At 39.4% G+C, this 20,610-nt stretch carries 21 protein-coding genes; 17 read left to right on the top strand and 4 right to left on the bottom strand.

Annotated features, from left to right (window positions below; all coding sequences use genetic code 11):
* From ACKWCA_RS07685 to ACKWCA_RS07655, 7 genes are all read left to right on the top strand, one after another.
* On the top strand, positions 1-909 hold the full coding sequence (locus tag ACKWCA_RS07685; RefSeq protein ID WP_413977589.1) for a YihY/virulence factor BrkB family protein: 909 nt from the start codon (positions 1-3) through the stop codon (positions 907-909).
* 282 nt (positions 910-1,191) lie between these two features.
* Entirely contained in the window at positions 1,192-1,833 is a 642-nt protein-coding gene (locus ACKWCA_RS07680; RefSeq protein ID WP_413977588.1) for an NADPH-dependent F420 reductase, read from the top strand.
* 16 nt (positions 1,834-1,849) lie between these two features.
* Positions 1,850-2,149, top strand: a complete 300-nt coding sequence (gene hpf, locus ACKWCA_RS07675; protein ID WP_413977587.1) for a ribosome hibernation-promoting factor, HPF/YfiA family — start codon at positions 1,850-1,852, stop codon at positions 2,147-2,149.
* A 488-nt stretch (positions 2,150-2,637) separates the two neighbouring features.
* The gene (locus tag ACKWCA_RS07670; RefSeq protein ID WP_413977586.1) at positions 2,638-3,708 is read left to right on the top strand and encodes a DNA topoisomerase IB; all 1,071 of its coding nucleotides are present in this window, start codon (positions 2,638-2,640) and stop codon (positions 3,706-3,708) included.
* Between the two features lie 268 nt (positions 3,709-3,976).
* Positions 3,977-4,723, top strand: a complete 747-nt coding sequence (locus ACKWCA_RS07665; RefSeq protein WP_413977585.1) for an SOS response-associated peptidase family protein — start codon at positions 3,977-3,979, stop codon at positions 4,721-4,723.
* Positions 4,724-4,872: 149 nt separating this feature from the next.
* Positions 4,873-5,034, top strand: a complete 162-nt coding sequence (locus ACKWCA_RS07660; RefSeq protein ID WP_413977584.1) for a DUF1328 family protein — start codon at positions 4,873-4,875, stop codon at positions 5,032-5,034.
* Positions 5,035-5,090: 56 nt separating this feature from the next.
* On the top strand, positions 5,091-5,282 hold the full coding sequence (locus tag ACKWCA_RS07655) for a hypothetical protein (RefSeq protein ID WP_413977583.1): 192 nt from the start codon (positions 5,091-5,093) through the stop codon (positions 5,280-5,282).
* Positions 5,283-5,457: 175 nt separating this feature from the next.
* Here ACKWCA_RS07655 and ACKWCA_RS07650 read toward each other — a convergent pair whose 3' ends face one another.
* The gene (locus ACKWCA_RS07650; protein ID WP_413977582.1) at positions 5,458-6,000 is read right to left on the bottom strand and encodes a hypothetical protein; all 543 of its coding nucleotides are present in this window, start codon (positions 5,998-6,000) and stop codon (positions 5,458-5,460) included.
* Positions 6,001-6,175: 175 nt separating this feature from the next.
* Between ACKWCA_RS07650 and ACKWCA_RS07645 the strand changes: the two genes are divergently transcribed.
* From ACKWCA_RS07645 to ACKWCA_RS07630, 4 genes are all read left to right on the top strand, one after another.
* A complete protein-coding gene (locus ACKWCA_RS07645) occupies positions 6,176-6,736 on the top strand; it encodes a helix-turn-helix domain-containing protein (protein WP_413977581.1) in 561 nt (186 codons plus the stop codon).
* 16 nt (positions 6,737-6,752) lie between these two features.
* Positions 6,753-7,199: a response regulator gene (locus tag ACKWCA_RS07640; protein ID WP_413977580.1), complete on the top strand. Its 447-nt coding sequence runs from the start codon at positions 6,753-6,755 to the stop codon at positions 7,197-7,199.
* Between the two features lie 6 nt (positions 7,200-7,205).
* Positions 7,206-10,175, top strand: coding sequence for an ATP-binding protein (locus tag ACKWCA_RS07635; RefSeq protein ID WP_413977579.1), 2,970 nt, complete (start codon positions 7,206-7,208; stop codon positions 10,173-10,175).
* A gap of 237 nt (positions 10,176-10,412) precedes the next feature.
* Positions 10,413-11,438, top strand: coding sequence for a helix-turn-helix domain-containing protein (locus ACKWCA_RS07630; RefSeq protein WP_413977578.1), 1,026 nt, complete (start codon positions 10,413-10,415; stop codon positions 11,436-11,438).
* Between the two features lie 198 nt (positions 11,439-11,636).
* On the opposite strand, the gene ACKWCA_RS07625 is transcribed toward ACKWCA_RS07630, so the two are convergent.
* Positions 11,637-12,374, bottom strand: coding sequence for a DUF3891 family protein (locus ACKWCA_RS07625; protein WP_413977577.1), 738 nt, complete (start codon positions 12,372-12,374; stop codon positions 11,637-11,639).
* A complete protein-coding gene (locus ACKWCA_RS07620; RefSeq protein WP_413977576.1) occupies positions 12,364-13,149 on the bottom strand; it encodes an alpha/beta fold hydrolase in 786 nt (261 codons plus the stop codon). Before ACKWCA_RS07620 ends, ACKWCA_RS07625 begins: the two co-directional genes overlap by 11 nt.
* Positions 13,150-13,420: 271 nt before the next feature.
* Between ACKWCA_RS07620 and ACKWCA_RS07615 the strand changes: the two genes are divergently transcribed.
* Positions 13,421-14,413 carry an NAD(P)-dependent oxidoreductase gene (locus ACKWCA_RS07615; RefSeq protein WP_413977575.1) on the top strand — a complete coding sequence of 331 codons (993 nt, stop codon included), beginning with the start codon at positions 13,421-13,423 and terminating at the stop codon, positions 14,411-14,413.
* Here the strand turns inward: ACKWCA_RS07615 and ACKWCA_RS07610 are convergent.
* Positions 14,406-14,798: an arsenate reductase family protein gene (locus ACKWCA_RS07610; protein ID WP_413977574.1), complete on the bottom strand. Its 393-nt coding sequence runs from the start codon at positions 14,796-14,798 to the stop codon at positions 14,406-14,408. The genes ACKWCA_RS07615 and ACKWCA_RS07610 overlap by 8 nt on opposite strands.
* 132 nt (positions 14,799-14,930) lie before the next feature.
* On the opposite strand from ACKWCA_RS07610, the gene ACKWCA_RS07605 reads away from it, so the two are divergent.
* The 5 genes from ACKWCA_RS07605 to ACKWCA_RS07585 all read left to right on the top strand — a co-directional run bounded on the left by ACKWCA_RS07605 (position 14,931) and on the right by ACKWCA_RS07585 (position 20,456).
* Positions 14,931-15,965 carry an alpha/beta fold hydrolase gene (locus ACKWCA_RS07605; protein WP_413977573.1) on the top strand — a complete coding sequence of 345 codons (1,035 nt, stop codon included), beginning with the start codon at positions 14,931-14,933 and terminating at the stop codon, positions 15,963-15,965.
* Positions 15,966-16,211: 246 nt separating this feature from the next.
* Complete coding sequence (locus ACKWCA_RS07600; protein ID WP_413977572.1) at positions 16,212-17,012, top strand: alpha/beta fold hydrolase; 801 nt, start codon at positions 16,212-16,214, stop codon at positions 17,010-17,012.
* Positions 17,009-18,220 carry a sensor histidine kinase gene (locus ACKWCA_RS07595; RefSeq protein WP_413977571.1) on the top strand — a complete coding sequence of 404 codons (1,212 nt, stop codon included), beginning with the start codon at positions 17,009-17,011 and terminating at the stop codon, positions 18,218-18,220. Before ACKWCA_RS07600 ends, ACKWCA_RS07595 begins: the two co-directional genes overlap by 4 nt.
* A 100-nt stretch (positions 18,221-18,320) precedes the next feature.
* A complete protein-coding gene (locus ACKWCA_RS07590; protein WP_413977570.1) occupies positions 18,321-18,767 on the top strand; it encodes a response regulator in 447 nt (148 codons plus the stop codon).
* A gap of 1,086 nt (positions 18,768-19,853) precedes the next feature.
* Positions 19,854-20,456, top strand: coding sequence for a DUF2652 domain-containing protein (locus tag ACKWCA_RS07585; protein WP_413977569.1), 603 nt, complete (start codon positions 19,854-19,856; stop codon positions 20,454-20,456).
* Positions 20,457-20,610: the final 154 nt, after the last annotated feature.

The following is a 20,610-nucleotide window of genomic DNA, read 5'->3' as shown; positions in this document are numbered from 1 at the left end:
ATGACATTGCAAGGAGATAAGAACAAATTCAAGATAAAACATCTACCCTCGTTAATAGTTGACACCTACAAAGCATGGGACGCGGATAACCCATTTCGCCTAAGTGCCGTGGTCGCCTATTATGCAGTACTTTCATTACCTGGCCTTTTAGTCATTATCATCAACTTGGTCGGCTCGGTCTGGGGCGTTGAAATCGTACAAGGTCAGTTGACCGATGAAATTTCCGGAGCATTGGGCCGCGATGCGGCTGACTCCATTCAGAGCATGATGATAGAGACCCAAAACGAGAACAGAAGCACAATTGCCAGTATTTTGGGCATTGGCACATTGATTTTCGGAGCGACAGGCGTATTTTATCATTTGCAACTTTCATTGAATCAAATCTGGAAAGTTGAGCCAGACCCTAAATCGACTTTTTTGAAGATGCTTATTGACAGAGCACGTAGTTTTGCATTTATAGTGGCGATAGGATTTTTGCTTTTGGTTAGTTTTTTGGTCACGACCGCAATTTCCGCTTTAAATGGTTATTTAAGGAGCGTACTGCCTGATGCTATCGTATACATTGCTTTTATGCTTGATTTTGTAGTTTCAGTTGGAATCATTTCGGTACTTTTCGCACTTATTTTTAGGTATCTACCCGACACTAAAATACGATGGAAAACGGTTTGGATAGGAGCATTGATCACAGCTATTCTTTTTGTCTTCGGCAAATCTTTATTGGGATTATATTTTGGCAAGGCAGACCCAGGTTCAACCTATGGGGCGGCCGGTACGATAGTGTTGGTTCTGCTATGGGTCTCCTACTCTTGTTTGATTTTATTTTTCGGAGCGGAGTTTACCTATGTTTACTCCAAACGATACGGGCTAGGCATGAATGCCAAGTCTATTGAAACTTCAAAAGACGTTTAGCACTTTTTATTGACAATATTACTAATGGAAGTGAACTAAAAGAAAAAAGTGAGCTATTTGCTTAAGATGAAAACTACTCGGTTCTTTAATCAGTATCAACTAATTACCACTACCCATTTTATTGCATCAAGAATTAATGCCTTTACGTCAATAGCAATTGTAATTGGGTAGTAAATTTCGGGAGATAAGAAAGTTAATTATGTATCAATCCTTCATCGACTTAACAATGAAGTGTTTAGCGAGAAGGATAGTTGAAAGTAAAACCCTGTAAATTTAAGAATCATGAAGATAGGAGTAATAGGAAGTGGAAATATAGGCGGCAATCTAGGAAAGCATTGGGCCAAGGCAGGACATGAAGTTCTGTTCAGCTCTAGGCATCCTGAAGAATTAGGCAGTTTGGTACAAGAAGCGGGCGAGAATACGAAAGCGGTAAGCGTTACCGAAGCTTTTGAGGCCGATGCCGACGTGTACCTTTTGGCCATGCCCTTTAAAGCCATAAACAAGATTGCAGAACTATATGCCGGTGAATACGGCAATACGGTAATTATCGATGCCACCAATCCGTATCCACAGCGCGATGGCGAAATGGCACAAGAAGTGCGGGATGCAAATTACAATGCCTCAGAGTATACGGCGATGAAATTTAGCACCGCCAAGACCGCAAAAGCTTTCAACACCATAAAGGCCAAGCATCTACGCGACCAGGCTTTCCGAAACAGCGAAAAACTGACAATTCCCTTCGCGGCACAAGACGAGGAAAGCAAAAGCATAACGAGACAACTTATCGAAGATATCGGTTTCGACAACCTTTACATTGGTAGTTTGAGCGATACCCGTATTATGGATCCCGAACAGGCGATATATGGAAAATCTATGGAACGTACAGCGTTGAAAGAACTTGTTGATTCAACAAGAATCCGTTAATCAAAAAACTAGAAGAATGAATATAATATTTGAATACCACCACGTAAGTGGCAGCCAGCGTTTGGAGCAAATGGCTACTGAGAAGCTCAATACGTTACAAGAAAAATACGATTTTGTACACAGGGCGGATGTTTTCTTTAAATCGGAAAACCGAAGTGATAATGAAGAACAGATTTGTGATATACGATTGAGCATGCCAGGGCCACGTATTTTCGCCTCGACCAATGCCGATACTTTTGAGGCGGCAATGAACGAAACGATTCGGGATTTGGAAGACCAATTGCGCAAAGTCAAAGAAAAGATGAAGAATTACTAATTAGTTGATAGTAACAGAGTTTATGAAAACCACTTCAATAATAGGAATTGCTTCGGCTTTGGCACGAAGCAAAAAACTGAAATTAGTTCTGATAGGTGCTCAGTTTGCTTATCTAGGCTATAAACTGTTAACGAGAGAAAGGAAAAACAACAAACAGCAAGAACTCAAAGCAAAAAACTGACTTTGTTCGTTGCACATGGCCACCAAAAACTAACCGCTATGGCTCAAGAAATAGCATTTGAATAATTAGTATTTCTAATGCCAGAAGTACTTTTTGTTTTTTTATTTCCAAATCAAAAACTGTTGAAAGAGGTTAATTTGTTATTTGATACGGCCTACCGTTGGCATCTTGAATTTACTCGATAATCGAGGTTTGAATGCTCCGGGGCTTGCACCGAGGTTGTTTACTTTATAGATGCTTTTGACATTACTTCATTAAGTATTCATTAGTTGATTATGTAAAATGTTCAACACTACTAATTCTAGTTATGACTTCTGAAAAGTTACTGCACCAACTTATGAAATCTCCTGAAATCGCGGTAGAACATCTTGATTTAGAATATGTGGATAATACGAAACTTTCCATTTCGCGATTCCGAAATGAGAAAGGCTTTACTTATAAAAATGGCAAGAAGCTACTAAAAAATCAAAGTCATTTAGAGCGGATTTCAAGACTTGTCATTCCTCCGGCGTGGGACGAGGTAAAGATTACCCACTTGCCCAACGGGCATCTTCAAGCCGTAGGTAATGATAGCAAAAATCGAAAACAGTACCGGTACCACCCTACTTGGACAAAGGTTAGAAACCAGACCAAGTTCTACAAAATGTCATTTTTTGGAAAGAAGCTACCTGTAATACGTAAGAAGGTCGAAAAGGATTTGGCACAAAGCGGTTGGCCCAAGTCAAAAGTAATTGCATTGGTCCTACAATTGATGGAAGAGACCCACATCCGCATCGGAAACGAGCAGTACGCCAAGCGCAACAAATCTTATGGACTCTCCACCATGCGGAAAAAACACGTGGATATTCATAGGAACAATATGAAATTTGAATTTATAGGAAAAAAAGGAAAAGAACATTCCGTTACGGTTCGCAATAAAAAACTCATTCATTTGGTAAGTCGTTGTGAAGAAATTCCTGGTTGGGAACTTTTCAAATATTTCGATGAAGACGGCCAAAAGCAAACCTTGAATAGCACGGATGTCAACGAATATCTTCACGCAAATAGTGGAGAGTTCTTTACCGCCAAAGATTTTCGAACCTGGGCGGCATCGGTCGTTTTTTTTGATACGCTCTTGGATATCGGAACTACAGAAGATCCCAAAGAAAATCATGGAAATATTTTGAAGGGATTCGATGCTGCTGCCAAGGCCTTGGGCAATACACGAAATGTTTGTAGAAAATACTATGTGCACCCGTTATTGGTGTCATCTTATGAAGATGGTTCGCTCGACACATTTTTTAAAATGACGGAAGAAGCTTGTGACGGCTCCGAACATTTCTCCGCCTCGGAAGCAGCGATGCTGGAACTATTCGGAAAGTATAATCCGCTATTTTAGAGGCAACCTATCCACAACTTTTTTTTTATCGCTTGATTATGTCGTGTCGAAATCCCATCCGTACGGATTGCGTCAATAATTGCTGCAATAAGATATGTATCCTTGAAGGAAGAAGGATAAATTTATACCGTTTTGATAGTGTCGATTATCAAAATATTGGAATACTTATCTCAGTTGGTAATTGGTATGAAAATGGCGGTATACCAAAAGGTACGTACCCATTTTAATTTTGAGCTAAAAATAAGTGCTAAAAACCAAAAAAATAGCTATGAGTTTTATCTTGGCAAGTTATGTAGAGAGAGTTCAAATAGAAGATGAATTCAACGCAACTACTAAGTTTCCGAACATTTACACCCCTACACTCGAAATTCATGGAGCAGAAGAGAGCTTACTGACGGTAGTGAGTGACGAAAACATAGAAGCCATCGATTACGCCATATGGGGCATATTACCTGAAACATGGACGGATGATTGGGATGTTTTTCAAAAGGCAACGCCTACCTTACATTTTTCAGAACATGATTTGAAAAGCAATCTATGGTATACAGAAGCCTATGAGAAAAGACGCTGCTTGGTCATCGTGAGTGGATATTACACTCATTTTCTGTCTGAAGGTCGATTGTACCCCTTTTACATGTGTAGAAAGTCTGGTAAACCATTTTGTCTTGCTGGAATCTACAACCGCTTAGATGATGGTTTTTTAACTGCTTCTATACTAACTGCTCCGGCGGATAAACAGTTTCTTCAAATACATAATATTGGCAATGAAAAACCAGTTTATCTCCCTGATTCAAAACGGCAGTTATGGCTTGACTCCGACACAACCCTAACCCAAATTCTAGAGGAACCTACAAAGTCAACAGATGAGCAACTTATTGTTTATCCTATTTCTTCGAAAAGATTAGGTAGTAAAAAAAATGAAAAAATGGGAAGTATAGGTGACACTTCGGAAAGTCTTGGTTTGAGTGGCTTACAGCACATACTGACATCAAACAACATTGATTTCAAAAACTAACGCTACCCCATGAAAAAGGGTTTAGTTACTGAAATGGGGCAATAATTGATTTTATTGGACTAATGAAATCGAAGCATTACCATCATATTTGTATCATGCAGTCGGATAAGTACGGCAATAACTATTTTACAAACTTAAATACAGTATATATGTTACGTTGGACAGTTACTTTTATCATTTTGGCAATCATTGCCGCAATATTTGGATTTGGTGGAGTCGCCGCAGGAGCAGCATCAATCGCCAAGATACTATTTTTCATATTCATCGTTTTGTTCGTCATTTCGTTGATTTCAGGAAGAAAAAGGGTATAGCTTAAGACTAAGCCAGTATACCCATTAGAGAACACGAACTTTTAAATTTAAAAATTATGAAAAGATTACTTTACATATTACTATTCGCATTTATATCAACTACGGCACTTTCATTAACGAGTTGCAGGGAAGACAAAAAAGATGCGGGCGACAAAATTGAGGAAGCCGTAGATGACACGGGCGACGCCATCGAAGAAGGGGCTGAAGAGGTCGAGGATGAAATCGATGATGCTACTGACGATAATTAAATTTTTAGACAATCCTGACGATTGTTTTAGTGTTGATAGTTTAGTTGATTATTAACATGTAACGGATACCTCTTAAAAAGAGATATCCGTTTTTTTTGTGCGACATTCGGAACAAGTTAAAATGATGTGTATGTAAATATCTTTTGGGTAGATTAAGTAAATATATTTTCCGTCCTCACTTTTCTAATTCATCTTCATCCTCTTCTGAAAATGCCAATGGGTGGTCGGTCATACCTAAGCCTACTATTTTGATGATACTGACCACGGTGTTGTAGAGCATCAATACTACCACGATCAAGGCTGCACTCAGTAGGCTTGAAATCCCTAACGAAATGTAATACAAGGTATTGAACCAGTTTTCGGGTATATTGTCAGACTCGGTAATGGGTAAATTGAACAACAAAAATGTAATTACCGAGGCAATGAAAATAACCGTATCCAACTTGGCTATCTGTAAGACATGCCGATAGTGGTCTTTTTTCAATTTCGATTTTGCATTTGAGCTCAAACCCAATAGGGTCAACAGCAAGGCCAAAATTGTCGCGGACGCCAAGGCAATCGTATTGCATAACGTATTAAGACCATCCAAAGAATTTTTAATCAAGATTTTTGCCTCGTAACCGCTCAATCGCCCCAAAAGTATCGTTCCCAATAAAATGATTATCATTGAAATGGCGCCACCCAATAAGGCACGTCTTGTGTATTTACTCAATTTCATGTTCTGGTTTATTTAATTTTCACAAACTACTCAAAATCATTTCCTTCACAAAACCAAATAACTGAATTTTGTAACCCAAAAAATCGAATTTTTATCAAAATCAGTTTATTGTTTCGTAGTATTTTTCGCTATCTTGGCTATTACTCTAAAGAAGCCCTAATCAGTTCGCTTAAGAATGAAAATTTACCTGAGATACGATTTCAAGATTACCCATGAGACCCTTGTTCGCGAACAATTGGAGAAGCTGCAGATTCCACATAAAATTACCGCTATGGGAGAAGTAGATATCGCCGACAACCTGTCAAAAGAGAAAAAAGAGGCACTCATTTTGGCATTTCACAAATATGGTATCACTATTTTAGACGATCAAAAGACCGCACTTGTGGAACGAATCAAGTACGTAATTGACGAAATGTTGAAAGACGAAGATGCTAGATCAACAAAAGTCTCATCTTATTTATCGGATAAATTGAACTACACGTATTCCCATTTATCAACTATTTTTTCAGAGAGCACGTACACCTCCATCGAAAATTATGTGATATTGCGTAAAGTGGATTATGCCAAAGAACTGATGTGCGATACCGACCTTACCCTAACTGAAATCGCCTATCGTTTGAATTATAGCAGCGTAGCACATTTATCGGGTCAATTTAAAAAAACAACAGGATTGACACCTAGTACATTTCAACGCATTATGAAGCGAAAAAAAGAAAAGTATTTTTCGAACGCTTGAACCCCAAACCAAGAAAATGAGCTTAAACCTATTGAACATAGCCCTTGCCGATGACGATGAAGACGATAGAATGCTTTTTGAAGAAGCCATAGAAGAACTGGCAATGCAGACGAAATTGGCACTGTTTAAAGATGGTCAAGAATTGATGGACTATCTCAACCTTCCGGACATTGTGCTGCCCAACCTTGTATTTTTAGATTTGAACATGCCCATCAAAAACGGAATGCAATGTCTGAGAGAGATTCGTCAAAATCCTACCCTAAAAAACTTGGCCATTGCCATCTATTCTACTTCATCATCGGAACAAGATATTGAGGATACTTTCGTGAATGGGGCAAATATTTATATTAATAAGCCCAATAGCTTTAGTAAATTGCGTCAGGTAATCGAGAAAGTATTACAGTTGAATTGGCAATACCATACCTCGAACCTGAACAGAAACAATTTTTTGTACCGCATTTAAATTTAGATGATTCTTAAACGAATTTATACTTCGTCAAAAACCTATGTTGCCCTTTTGATTTTGGCCATCGCCCTTTTGCTTTTTACAGCTATTATGGGCAATCGTCAAATAAATCTGATGGAAACTTCGGCTGAAATCGTAGAGCAAACCCATCAGGTCAAAGATGGTATCAGCCAGCTCTTTTCTCATTATTTCAGGTTGGAATCTCCAGCGTTCAGAAATTCACTTTCACAAGATAGCCTTTCTGCTTCCCCATTGGATTCCTTTATAGCTGAAGGAAACAGAGCATGGGCGCGACTAGACACCCTGACATCCAAGAGCGCATCACAGCAAGAGCGTTTGCAGCGTATTGAAATTTTACAGGAAACGCTTTATACGAAATTGACAAGCGAAAAGTTTAGCAGCAACACTTCCTTAACAACCGGCATTTCAGAAATACTTTTTAATATTCGGGCAATCAGCGAAGAAATGCGGAACGAAGAAAACCGTTTGATGCAAGAGCGAAAAGCGATATATACTACTAGAAAAACGTTGGCCCCAATATTACTTTTAGTTCTGGGAGCCTTTGCCTTACTCGTTTTCGGGCTTTCTTTTCTAAGGATATATAAAAACAAAAAGCGTATTCAAGTGTCGGAAGCTTTTTTAGAAAGTGTCGTTCAGACGACGGACAATATTATCAATTACTATGAACCCGTCTACGATTCTGGTAGAAATATCTGCGATTTTAAAATCGTATTCGCCAATAAAGGCAATAAAGACCACCTTGGGCTAGAACCCGATGAAATTATTGGAAAGTATATTTCACAAGTTTTCCCCTTTTTAAAATTAAACGGCGAATTCCAAGAAATGGTCAACTGCTTTATCAACAAGAAAAAAATCAATTTTGACCGTCAAGTTTCGATAGATGGGCGACGCATGTGGTTCAAATCGGTCATTACACCGCATGCCAAAGGTCTGCTGGTAACTGCCAGAAACGCTACCGTAGAAGAACAGGCCAAAGCCGAACAATCGGCACTAAAAGAGCAAGCACTCGAAGACAATGCAAAATTACAGGAGACCGAATCGTTTCTAAAAAATGTGCTCGCCAATACCGATAATGTCATTTCCTATTTTACACCCGTATACAACAAAGAAAAAGAATTATCAGATTTCTTGATGGTCTTCAATAATGAAAATATTGAAAACGTACTCCAAAAAGATCTTAACGAACTTGAGAACAAATTAATGTCCGAGGTGTTGCCCATGCACTTCGAAAATGGTGTCTTTGACGAGCTGAAAACATGTTTTCAGAAAAACGAGAAAGTTCGATTTGAAAAGGAATATGAATTTGAGGGCTCTAAATTCTGGTTCAAAACCACAGCGGTAAAATTAAACAATGGCGTACTAACCACTTCCACAGACACTACCTTGGATAAAAGATCAGGGTTTCAACTAGAAAAACAGAATCTTCAATTATTGGATAATCGAGCATTTTTGAGCAATATATTCAAAAGTATTTCACATGTAGTCATGCATTTTACCAGTATTCGAAACAAGGATGGCAAAATTATCGATTTTAAGATTGAATTCATCAATGAACAGATAAGTGCTGTGACGGGTGATATTCCCGCAGAAGTGAAACATAAAAAAGCCTCAGAGGTCTACCCTTCCATATTTAAAACTGGTGTTTTTGAGCATTTAGTCGCAGCGGTCGAAAGTGGAAAACCTGTTGAATATGAAGTGCCATACAAGGGCAACGCAACAACGCAATGGTTCAGGGCTACTGCTATAAAACTAGGCGATGGCGTAACTGTAACCACAAGGGATATTACCGTGGAAAAGGAAAAATCCAATCGGCTTACGCTTTTGAACGAGGAATTAAAAACACAGAATTCGATTTTAACCGAAGCCGAAAACGTCGCAAAAATAGGTAGTTACCTTTGGTTTTTGGATACCAACGAAGCACAATTGTCTGATAATTTTTTTCGAATTCTAGGAGAAGAACCTAATTCTTTTGATGTGACTATCGAAAAAGTACGAAATTTTGTCCACCCTGATGACCTTGAATTGTATGACCGAATCGTTAGTGAAACCACGGAGAAGGGAAAAACAGAGGTGGACACCTACCGCATCATTACAAAGAAAGGGGTTGCCAAATATATTTATGTAAAAGGCCAAAACCTTGAAAGGGATGGACGACCTGTTTCTGTTGGAGTCGTTCAAGATATTACGGAACAAATAGAAAAGACAGAACACCTTCGCAAACGCAACGTAGACTTAAAACGAAGCAATGCCGAGCTAGAGGCTTTCAATCGCGTGGCCAGTCACGACTTGCAAGAACCACTTCGAAAGATACAATTGTTCATTTCCCGTATTACAGAAAGTCCTACGGAAAAATTTCCCAAACGAACCCTTGAGTATTTCAATAAAATAGAACAGGCTGCCAATCGCATGCAGTCATTGATTGTCAACCTACTCGCCTATTCACGTATCGATGGGAGCCACGAGGATTTTGAAAAAATAGATTTGATGCAGGTACTTGAAGAAGTTGTCGACAACCTTTCTTCTAGAATTGAGGAAACCCAAGCCGAAATAAAAGCAGAAAAACTACCAATTGTGTTAGGAGTTTCCTATCAATTGGAGCAGTTATTTAGTAATTTGATTTCCAACGCTATCAAGTATCGTGCTACCGATGTAAAACCTATCATCACGATACAATCGGAAAAAGTGCGTCAAAAAGAAATTGCAGACGACTTTTTCAAAACAGCCAACTACTACCAAAAGATATCATTATCCGATAATGGTATTGGCTTTTCAGACGAGCATGCCGAGAAAATCTTCGAGGTCTTTCAACGTCTTCATGGAAAGGGTGAATACTCTGGCACGGGCATTGGTCTTGCGATTTGTAAGAAAATAGTCGAAAACCATCACGGACATATCTACGCTTTCGGAAAAGTGGGCAAGGGTTCTACATTCGTTTTCTATTTGCCCGTTTAAGCATACACTGTACAAAATCAAAGGTAAACTGAAAAAGGCATTTAGGGCAATTTCAGTAACTCGGCAAGAATTCCCTACTCTTCCATAAACCTCATTTTAAGAAGGTTTTAACGTAAGTTTTATCCCAACCGAAAATTGTGTAACACAAAGCCAAAATTGTGTAACGCCTTCCTCTCATCTCTTCCCGACTTTTGAATCATCGTAAACGTCAGCGTGTTCAACCCTAAAAACACTACTATGAAATCAATAGCACTTTCTTCAGCAACAATTCAAGGAATGTTCGAGCAACTACACGAAAATTTTGGTGGAAAGCTAAGCATAAACACAAAGGAACACATCTTAGAACTTGATAATGAATTCGGTAAAGGCCGTATTCGTGGCATCACTTTTAAAGGTGATATTTCATTCTTAGAATTTGATATGGTCTTTGCAGAAAACTTTACCCTGCGTACCTCAACTCCCGAACCAGCACCCATTTGTTTTGCGTACTGCTCTCGTGGCCATATCATGCATAGCTTTGGTTCACAATCACAAAAACGGGTTTTGGAAAACTTTCAAACTTGTATTTTGACTAACGCTGCCCATGAGGAGAATGTGCTGTATTTTTCCAAAGACATTCAAGTGAAGACCGCATTGATTATTGTCAAAATGACATCGAAAACAAGTGTCGAGAAAAAACAAAGTTTGAATGTCGAACTGCAAGAATCTTTGTTGAATGGGCAACCCGCTAAAAATTCGATTTATATCGGGTCTTACAATTTGATGATTGCGGATAAAATGCAACAATTGGAAAGCATTAAGCAAGACGGCATTGTTAGAAGTCTTCTAATTGAGGGGTTGGTACATATGATTCTAGCCCATGAAATTCAGCAACATAAAGACGATTTGAAAAAACAAGAAAAAAACTTGGGCAGCCTGACCTCACGAGAAATGAAATCGGTAAATGAAATTTCACAATTCATTCATAATTACCCTGAAATACAGCATTCGATTGCTGAACTCAGTCGCAAATCAGGACTGTCGCCCAGTAAATTACAAGAGGGATGTAAAGTATTGCATGGCACGACAATAGGAAACTATATTCGTTCGGTACGCGTTCAAAAAGCAGCAGATTTGATTAAAAATTCGGATTTGAACATTTCTGAAGTCGTTTATAGCGTTGGTTTTACCAGTCGTAGCTACTTTTCTAAAATTTTTAGACACAGATATCATTGCAGCCCAAAACGCTATAAAGAAAAACAAGACATGGCTTTATCTGCCTAATAAAATAAATTGATTGATGATTGGTCAGTGAGAGACCGTTTAAAATATTTTAGACGGTTTTTTTTATTTAATGAACTCATTTAATCTATAATAATGAATACTTCACTTTGTCCTGCAAAATGACTTCAGATGCTTTGAACCTCAAAAATATACCGATTCGATTCTGTATTCAAGAAAATCATTTTGACCAGACTAAGGTCACAATTTAAATTTCCAAATAAGCCGACTTCTCTCGGTAGCTTCCAATACTTTTTTAAATTCTTCTTGATTCTTGAACTTTGTTTGCTCGATAATGGTTTCTTCGATGGATACTTCGAATTCATTCGTTTCGAAGCACCATGGTTCGACTGTCAAACATGCATTTTCCTTACGAAGTAGAAAATAAGTTTTATTCTCGATAGAGGTATTGATCTCTATTTTCCGTCCCGAATCGGGAATTTCATCTTTACATAGAATCAATGAACAGCGGTCACAGAACCGTAGCAGTTCGTAAGCATTTTCGGCCTCTTTTTTGCCCATGCCTAAATGTGACATAGTATCGTTGCGAAACTTTGTTTGATCGTCGAGAAAGGTTTTTGCCCCTTGGCTTTCTTCACGAAGATGGCCATACAGAAATTCCAAATGAAAGGATACCAACAATGCCATCCATAAAGACTTGCTTTTGGCCTGACCAATGACCCTTTTTGCCCTTTTCAAAACCTTTGTCGTACTTACCGTATCTTCTGTAAAATCCAATGGCATTCCGAGGTCGGATAAATAGTTTTTTTCATCGAAATCGAGTTGGTGGTCGTCATGTTCGACAACGGCGACCAAGGTATCGAGCCAGAGTTTCGGACGGTATTCCTTCTTGAGTTCTTGGGCAATTTTCCCGGCAAGTAGACCATGGCTCGCCTGATATACAATATGAAGGCCTTTTTCAGATTTTCTAATGATCATAATTTTCTTCTTCTGGCTGCATTTTAGATATGCGCTTGATTTGACGGGCTATTTTTCGCGGTGCCTCCATCGGAAGTAGGTGGCCGATTTTTCCCAAAGCGATGACCGAAGGGTTTTGCAAATAAGGCAGTACCTCTTCATATATTGATTCTGTTTTTATCACAGGGTCGTTCTTGGAGAAAATGACATGTGAGGGCATCTCCAAATCTTTGATGCGCTCGGCGATGTTGTTTTTCATTCCATCGTTAATCCACCAATCCCAAGTTTTTTCATCGATGCGAAGTTGTGAGGCAACGGCATAATCATATTTTTTCCTTTGTAGTTTTTTGCTAGTTGCTCCCTGGACTGTATTTTTAGCCTCCTTCTCGTTGGGATGCCTCAACATTCGCTTTTTCTCACCCTCTGGCATTTCTTCGATTGTAGGGGGCGAAGGTGCAATTAGTATGATTCTGCTCGGCTTTACTCCCGCCATTAATTTAGCCGCATACAGCACCAACTTGGCACCCATGGAATGTCCGCATAAAATATAATCCATCAGTTGTAATTCTTCGATACAGGTGTTTATGTATTTCGCAAAACCATATATTGAAGGTTCATCTAAAGGCTCCGTTTTATTGAATCCAGGAAGATTCAACAGAATACAAGTGTGCTTCTTTTGAAGTCGCTTTGCCAACCATTGCCAGCTACCGGCATCGCCGCCGAAATAATGGACAAAGACGATTGTTTTCTTTCCGTTTCCGATGATTCGATAATGGGGATTGTATTGTTCTTTCATATCATTATTTATCTCTCATTGGTATTTCTTCCTGAATTTTCTTGTAGCTTTTTAGGGGCTCCGTAAACATTGAACCTATCAACACGGATACTTTTTCGACTGAAATAACATATACTTTTTCATCCGCTACTTGCCTATCGGCTTCTTTCAAACCAAGTTATCATAATGTTAACTCTGAAAGAACACCCAAACGGTTTTGCATCAACAATATACTTTTTTGGGTTATCATTTGAGATTAGTTAGAGGTTTATTGAATGAAAACTTTAGAATCATGAAAATTGCATTATATAGCTGCCACGCTTTTGAAAAAAAATATATCAAAGCTGCGAACAATGAAGAACACGAATTAATTTTTATAGAAGAAACCTTGACTAGCGATACAATCGATAAGTCAAAAGATTGCACGGCCATAAGTGTTTTCTCTTCTGATAAAGTCAACAAAGAAATTTTGAAAAAGTTAGACGGGCTTGGTGTAGGACTTATTGCCACACGTTCCGCCGGAACCGACCATATTGATTTAGCGGCCGCAGAAGAGTTTGACATTAAAATTGCAAATGTTCCGGAATATTCGCCCAACGCGATTGCGGAGCATTGCATAGCTCTTACCTTGGCATTGTATCGGAAACTGAAACCTTCTTTTGAACGTATCGGAAACTACAATTTCTCTCTGGAAGGACAGGTGGGAATGGAAATCCATTCGAAAACCGTCGGTATTTGCGGCACCGGCGATATCGGGGAAGTATTGGCGAATCTCTTTCACGGTTTTGGAGCAGAAGTGCTTTTGTTCGATGTGAAAAAGAATCCGAATTTAACGGATACTTCTTGGACGAAATATGTCAACAAGGAAACAATTTTAGCCGAAAGCGATATCATTTCATTGAACCTTCCGCTAAACGATGAAACCAGAGATTTTATATCCTTCGAGGAACTGGAGGCAATGAAAGACTCAGCCATACTCATCAATACCGGACGTGGCGGTTTGGTAAACACAGGACACATCTACAACGCACTACGCGAAAACAAAATAGCCGGCTTCGGTATGGATGTCTACGAAAATGAAAAAGGTATCTTTTACAAAGACCTTTCAGACAGCACAGACAAAGATGATTTACTGACTTCCCTTATCGAGATGGACAATGTGGTAGTAACTGCGCATCAGGCCTTTTTGACCGACACCGCATTGACCAATATGATGGAGACAACCTTTCAGAATATTCAAAAGTTTAATGGTGATGGTAAAATAGAAAATCGAGTGGCTAAATAAAATCCTCATCCTCCGTGGTAGAGGAAGTAGTCGGTGGTTCGTTGGCCATCTTTTTTTCGAGACCGGCGGAATCTACGCCAAAGAATTCAAGTATTTCAGAACGGCGCGTGATGAGCATCGCGCGTTCCCCGTTTACGGCAATGGGATTTTGCAATAATTCAGGATTTTTATTGATAAGCTTTAACCAGTCGTCAGTACTAAAATCCTTGGTGTTTCCGATATTGGTCTTATTGGGGTGTTCCTCTGAAAACAAATCGCCTACGGACAAGTTTAAATTGTCCGCAAGTTCGACCCAAATGGTGTCGCCGATGGTTTCGTTGGCGATGTCGATGACCTGTACTTTTCTTTTAGTGCCCTGCACATAGCCCAAGACCTGTTTGCCCAAATGAGATAGTGAACTATAAATATATGTAAGCTGATTTTGTCACGTGCCAATACCGCCATATCCTTTTTCATGTTAAGTAATAGTTGTTTAAATTAATTTGATGGTGAGTATGCACCGTTATTAAATGAATTGATGCACCTCGATTATCAAATCTATTTCAAAAAACAGATTTTCGTTGCCCCTAAAAAATCGACTATTGCTCTAGAAAAGTTGACAGGCCATATTATTACGATAGCCTTTTATGCTTTTGGGTCAATCAAAATTCCTGCCTACTTCTATATTCGAGAAGCTTTTGGGAACGCCCCAAAAAGCACAATTCATCCTAAAAAATATACAATGCCATTTATTACGAATAAAAAAGCAAAAGAACAGGTCGATATCTTTTATGAAGATTATGGCGAAGGCCAGCCCGTAATTCTTATCCACGGCTGGCCACTGAGCCGAAAGTCTTGGGAACAACAGGTCTGGAAAATCGTCGAAGAAGGTTTTCGCTGTATTTCTTACGACCGCAGGGGCTTCGGAATATCTTCCTCGCCTTGGAACGGTTATGACTATTCCACACTCGCAAGCGATTTGAACGCCATTATTGAAGAACTCGATTTAAAAGATTGCATACTCGTAGGTTTTTCCATGGGTGGTGGCGAAGTAGTTCGCTATATGACCGATTTTGGTACAGAGCGCATTGCAAAAGCGGCACTCATTAGTTCCATCGTTCCTTTGGTCAAGCAGAAAGACGATAATCCTGATGGCGTTCCGCAAGATGCACTTAACGAAATAATCGAGTCGCTTCAAAAAGATAGGGTCGCATTCTTGAAAAAATTCAGTCAAGGCTTTTACAATTTTCAGGAGACTATCACTAATGTAAGTCAAGCCCAGCTGGACTATGACTTTATCGTAGCTTCATTTGCTTCGCCCAGAGCGACCATTCAAACTGCTTTAGCATGGATGGATACCGATTTTCGCCCTGAACTAAAAAATGTAACTGTACCTACATTAATTGTACACGGCGATGCCGATGAAACGGTACCTATTGAAACTTCGGCTAAACAGGCGGCAACCGGTATTTCAGATAATCGATATGAAGTCGTCAAAGGCGCACCGCATGGTTTGAACATTACGCATGCAGCGCAATTGAACGAGATGCTAATTTCGTTTTTAAAGGAGTAAAGTCAATATTGCGATAAAATACCGAGACCTTCCCTTGGGGAGGTCTTTTTGATATTAAATAACAACAGACTAGGAATCAGAATACTATATTCATTTTCCTAACAAATAGAGACCCTCTTGAATACCTGAATTTCATTATCTTTACCTCCCCCTCAAAAAAGCATACCGTATAACGGCTCACTTAGCGCTAGTGCAAACTTAATCGGCTCTTTACGACGGTAGATTTGCATCTCAAAGTACAAAACTATGGTCAATGAAATAGCTTCAAAATACAACGTCAAGGTCTCGGGCGAAGGAAAACAGACCATTCTCTTCGCCCATGGTTTTGGTTGCGACCAGAACATGTGGCGGTTTATCGTACCGGCTTTTGAGCAAGACTATAAATTGGTGTTGTTCGATTACATCGGCTGCGGTAAATCTGATGTTTCAGCATACAATACGGAGCGCTATGAATCGTTACAAGGCTACGCGCAAGATATTCTCGATATCTGCGAGGAATACGATTTACATGATGTTATTCTGATAGGCCACTCCGTAAGTTCGTTAATCGCTATTTTGGCATCCATTCAGAAACCCGAACTTTTTAAGCACCTTATTTTGGTAAGTCCATCGCCACGTTTTGTTAACGATGAAGACTATATCGGAGGCTTTGCAGAAGAAGACCTACGCGGACTTCTAAGTGTCATGGAAAGTAATTTCTCCGGATGGGCCGAATATTTGGCTCCAGTAGTCATGAAGAATCCCGATTTACCGGATCTGACCAAAGAACTGGAAGAAACCTTTTGCGCCAACGACCCAACCATTACGCGCAAGTTTGCGGAACTCACTTTTTTCTGCGACAACCGCGATGATTTGAACAAGGTCAGCATTCCCACTTTGGTTTTGCAATGTTCGGAAGACGATTTGGCTCCGGATCACATCGGGAAATATGTCAGTGATCAAATCGAAGAAAGTACCTTTAAACAGATGCAGGCCACAGGACATTGCCCCCACATGAGCCATCCTGAAGAGACCGTTGCCCTTATCAAAGAATACTTATCCCATTGAAGGAAAAAGCCCTTGACACGACCCCGCAACAAGATAGCGATGGACTACTGGCTCAAATGCCCTGCTATGTCTTTTCATTTTCGGAACAGCAGCCCGTAAGTGAAATCAACCTATATGCGCTAAAGTCTTTGGGATATACCACAGATGAACTTATCGGAAAAAAGAAGTTTGAACAATTGCTGACCGCTGGATGTAAAATTTTGTTCCAGACGCATTTTCTTCCACTTTTGAAATTTAAGGGAATTGTCGAAGAAGTTATCCTTTCCTTGAAAACCAAGAAAGGTTTGGAGGTTTCTTTGTTATTCAATATTTCCGTGGAAGAAATTGATGGAAGGAAAATTTTCCATGCAGCAGGACTTCCCATGGCAAAACGCAACGAATACGAAAAGGGCCTTCTGGAAACCATCAAAAATTCCGAAAAAAAATTTTCCGAGAACAATGCCTTGACTGATCTGAGAAAGAACCTAGAGTCCAATCAATTGATCCTTGAAAAAAAACTTCGAGAAACCAACCGGTTGAACGACGAACATAACCAATTGAACAAAGTCCTAGCGCATGACCTTCACGAACCGTTGCGCAAGATTTTGTTCTATACCGATGCGCTCTCCACAGACGATGAAAAAACGAAGCAAAATCGCTCTAAAATTTTAGATGCCGCCCTTTCCATGCGAACGATTACGGATAGCTTGCAGCGGTTCTATTCCCTTGATTATAAATTTGATACTGCGGACAGGACAGACCTGTTGGAGGTCATTGAAGAAGTGAGAAAAGAAAGTAGCGCCGCCACTATTGAATGCGATTTGAAAAAGTTAAAGGCCACCCAGTTTGCCGGAAGACCCCATCATTTAAAGGCCCTTTTCAAAGAACTCTTCGATAATGCCATCAAGTTCAGGCAAACAGAAAAGCCTTTAGAAATAACCATTGCCAGCCAGAGTTTGCAACAGAACGTTTACAAGCAAACCGACGACAAATACAAGTACCAAAATTTTATTCGCATCAACTTTTCGGATAACGGAATCGGGTTCTCTAACAATCATGCACCGAAAGTATTTCAGCTTTTTCAAAAGCTGAGACCTAATGAGGGTTTGGGCATTGGCCTATCATATTGCAAGAAAATCGTGGAACTTTACAACGGTACCATTACCGTAACTTCAAAGCCAAATAAAGGTACTACCTTCACTATTGTGTTACCCAACGCAATTTCGTAATACCTGCACTCGGCCATTCAAGACTCCGTGTTAAACGATGTAATCTTTTATTTTAAGAAATGGGTTGAAAAAACTACTTTTACTTTTTAGTTCAACACCCATGAAAACGAACAAACATCTGGTTATTTTGGCTGATGACGATCCGGACGATCGCGAGCTGTTTAGAGATGCGGTCGCTGAAATCGATGCAGAAGTGCGCATTATGATTTTAGAAGACGGTATGGGATTAATGGACTACCTCACGGCCGAAAACGCAAAGCTGCCCGATATCCTGTTTTTGGATATTAACATGCCCTTAAAGGACGGTTTCGATTGTCTGCGGGAAATCAGGGCAAGCGAACGCCTGAAGGAGTTGTGCGTTATCATGTTCTCCACCTCCTACGGTCGTTATGATGTCGATAAATCGTACGACCTCGGTGCCGATGGGTATATTCAAAAACCCTTTACCCAAGTCGAAATGCTAAATGTACTGCAACGTACCTTGGAAACCGACTGGAAAGACCCTTGTGCCGCGCTGGATAGACATAGCTTTGTTATTCAGGCTTAGCGCATAGCTCTAAGCAGAAATTGAAATCGACCTTACTACTTACCCGATCGGTCAAAGCCAATAACATACCTAGCTAAAAAAGGATAAGTCTCCGAAATACTTTGGGAAGCTGCATTTCTCAAAATCCTTAGGTCAATCGGAGTTTTTTCGGTAACCTGATTGTCATTTTATTTATAATAACTACTAATACAAGTTGCAATCGACATTCATATAGTTCCAGAAGGACCAGTAATTATTCTTAATACTATATTTAAATGAATATAACTAACTACAAAAGGTAGAATTGCAATGATAAATCGGCAACTCTAATGCCGGGAAAGAGGTTTAGAATCAATTTTTAGTTTTTTAGCGTCCATATCGATTACTATTAAGGTACAATTTAGGGGTAAATACGATGATTCAGCAGAACCATCAAATCATAAAGAAAATGTATAACGATAACGAAAAGACAGATTTAGATTTTCCCATGCGAACACCACGGCGTATGAGTCTAATTAAAGGGAAAACGAATAGCGAAGTTGAAAACAATCGTCCACCGCTCTTAAAGCATGATGTACCAAAAGACACCTCTTATATTTTACGATCTGTTGGATAGCCTTTAACCTATTGCCCACTTATTATGGAAAAGAAAATGGATAACACCACAAATAGAAAAATATAGGAACAAGCCATACAAAGACCGTTTTAAATTTGACAACTGGCAACGGTTGACACCAATAACCAAAATCGTTTCAACCCTGAAAACATTCAAGTGGAAGAAGAGCAAAAGCTTGAAGTGAACGGAGAACCGTCGGATCAAACTACCCTTGTGGCCTTCTCACGCGAAATTTTACGAAAGGTCTTTTTGTCATCGACCAAAAAGTCTTCGAGACTTTGGAGTTAAAGGAGTTTTTCAAGGCCGTATCCGATGATCCGAATTTTTCTGCGGATATAGATTAGATTTAATAAAGGAGACCTATCTTTAACATCCCCTGGCATAAATGCTACTATTTTGACTTTATGATTTTTTCGCTTTAGGGCTAATAATTTAACTGTACGAGATTTAAAGTAAAGCTAGGTTGACCTTTCTTTGACCAAACTAAAAAAATGTCTGGACAGCCCACCCTTATTTGCATACCCGATATCAGCGGATTTACCCAATTTATGAGCGATACCGATTTTGAACTGAGTTCCAAAGTCATTCCCTCTTTGCTGAACAAAGTCATTTATTCCAACGAAATCGGACTCAAAATCAGTGAAATCGAAGGGGATGCTGTGCTTTTTTATCGAAATGGAGAACTACCCGATTTTACGAATCTTATCAACCAATGCAAACATTTTTATACGGAGTTTTATCAACAGTTGAATGTCCTGCGTAAAAAACACGGTAGAACCAATGGAGCAAACAAAATCCCGCAAATATTGGGATTAAAAATTGTTCTGCATTTTGGTGCGGAGGTTGGCGTGGTACCTGTGGGCAAACGTATAAAATTGATGGGCGAAGATGTTATTACGGCCCATCGATTATTGAAAAATGATATTCCCGAAGATGAATATATTCTTATTTCCGACAATTTAATGTCACAATACCATCAAGCTGAACGCAATGGAAATTTTGAATGGGACCAACTTAAAAAAAGCCATATCGAAGTAGACCATATCGGAACGATAAATTTTGAGTACATCGATCTTTCTGCGCTGGTAGAATAAAATCTATAATGTTAGTTCAATAGTCAACTATTGCTACTTCTCTTTCTTCTTCGCCAGTCTGTTCATTAATGGTAAAATTATGTAAATCCTAAAATTCACAGCCATTGGAAGCTGCTTCAGTCTTCGTAATTGGAGCCAAAATTTGACGGTTCGG

The sequence above is a fragment of the Maribacter corallii genome (assembly GCF_047345415.1).
Classification (GTDB): domain Bacteria; phylum Bacteroidota; class Bacteroidia; order Flavobacteriales; family Flavobacteriaceae; genus Maribacter_C.
The sequence above is the reverse complement of the archived record's forward strand: the minus strand, read 5'-3'. Positions and strand labels throughout refer to the sequence as shown.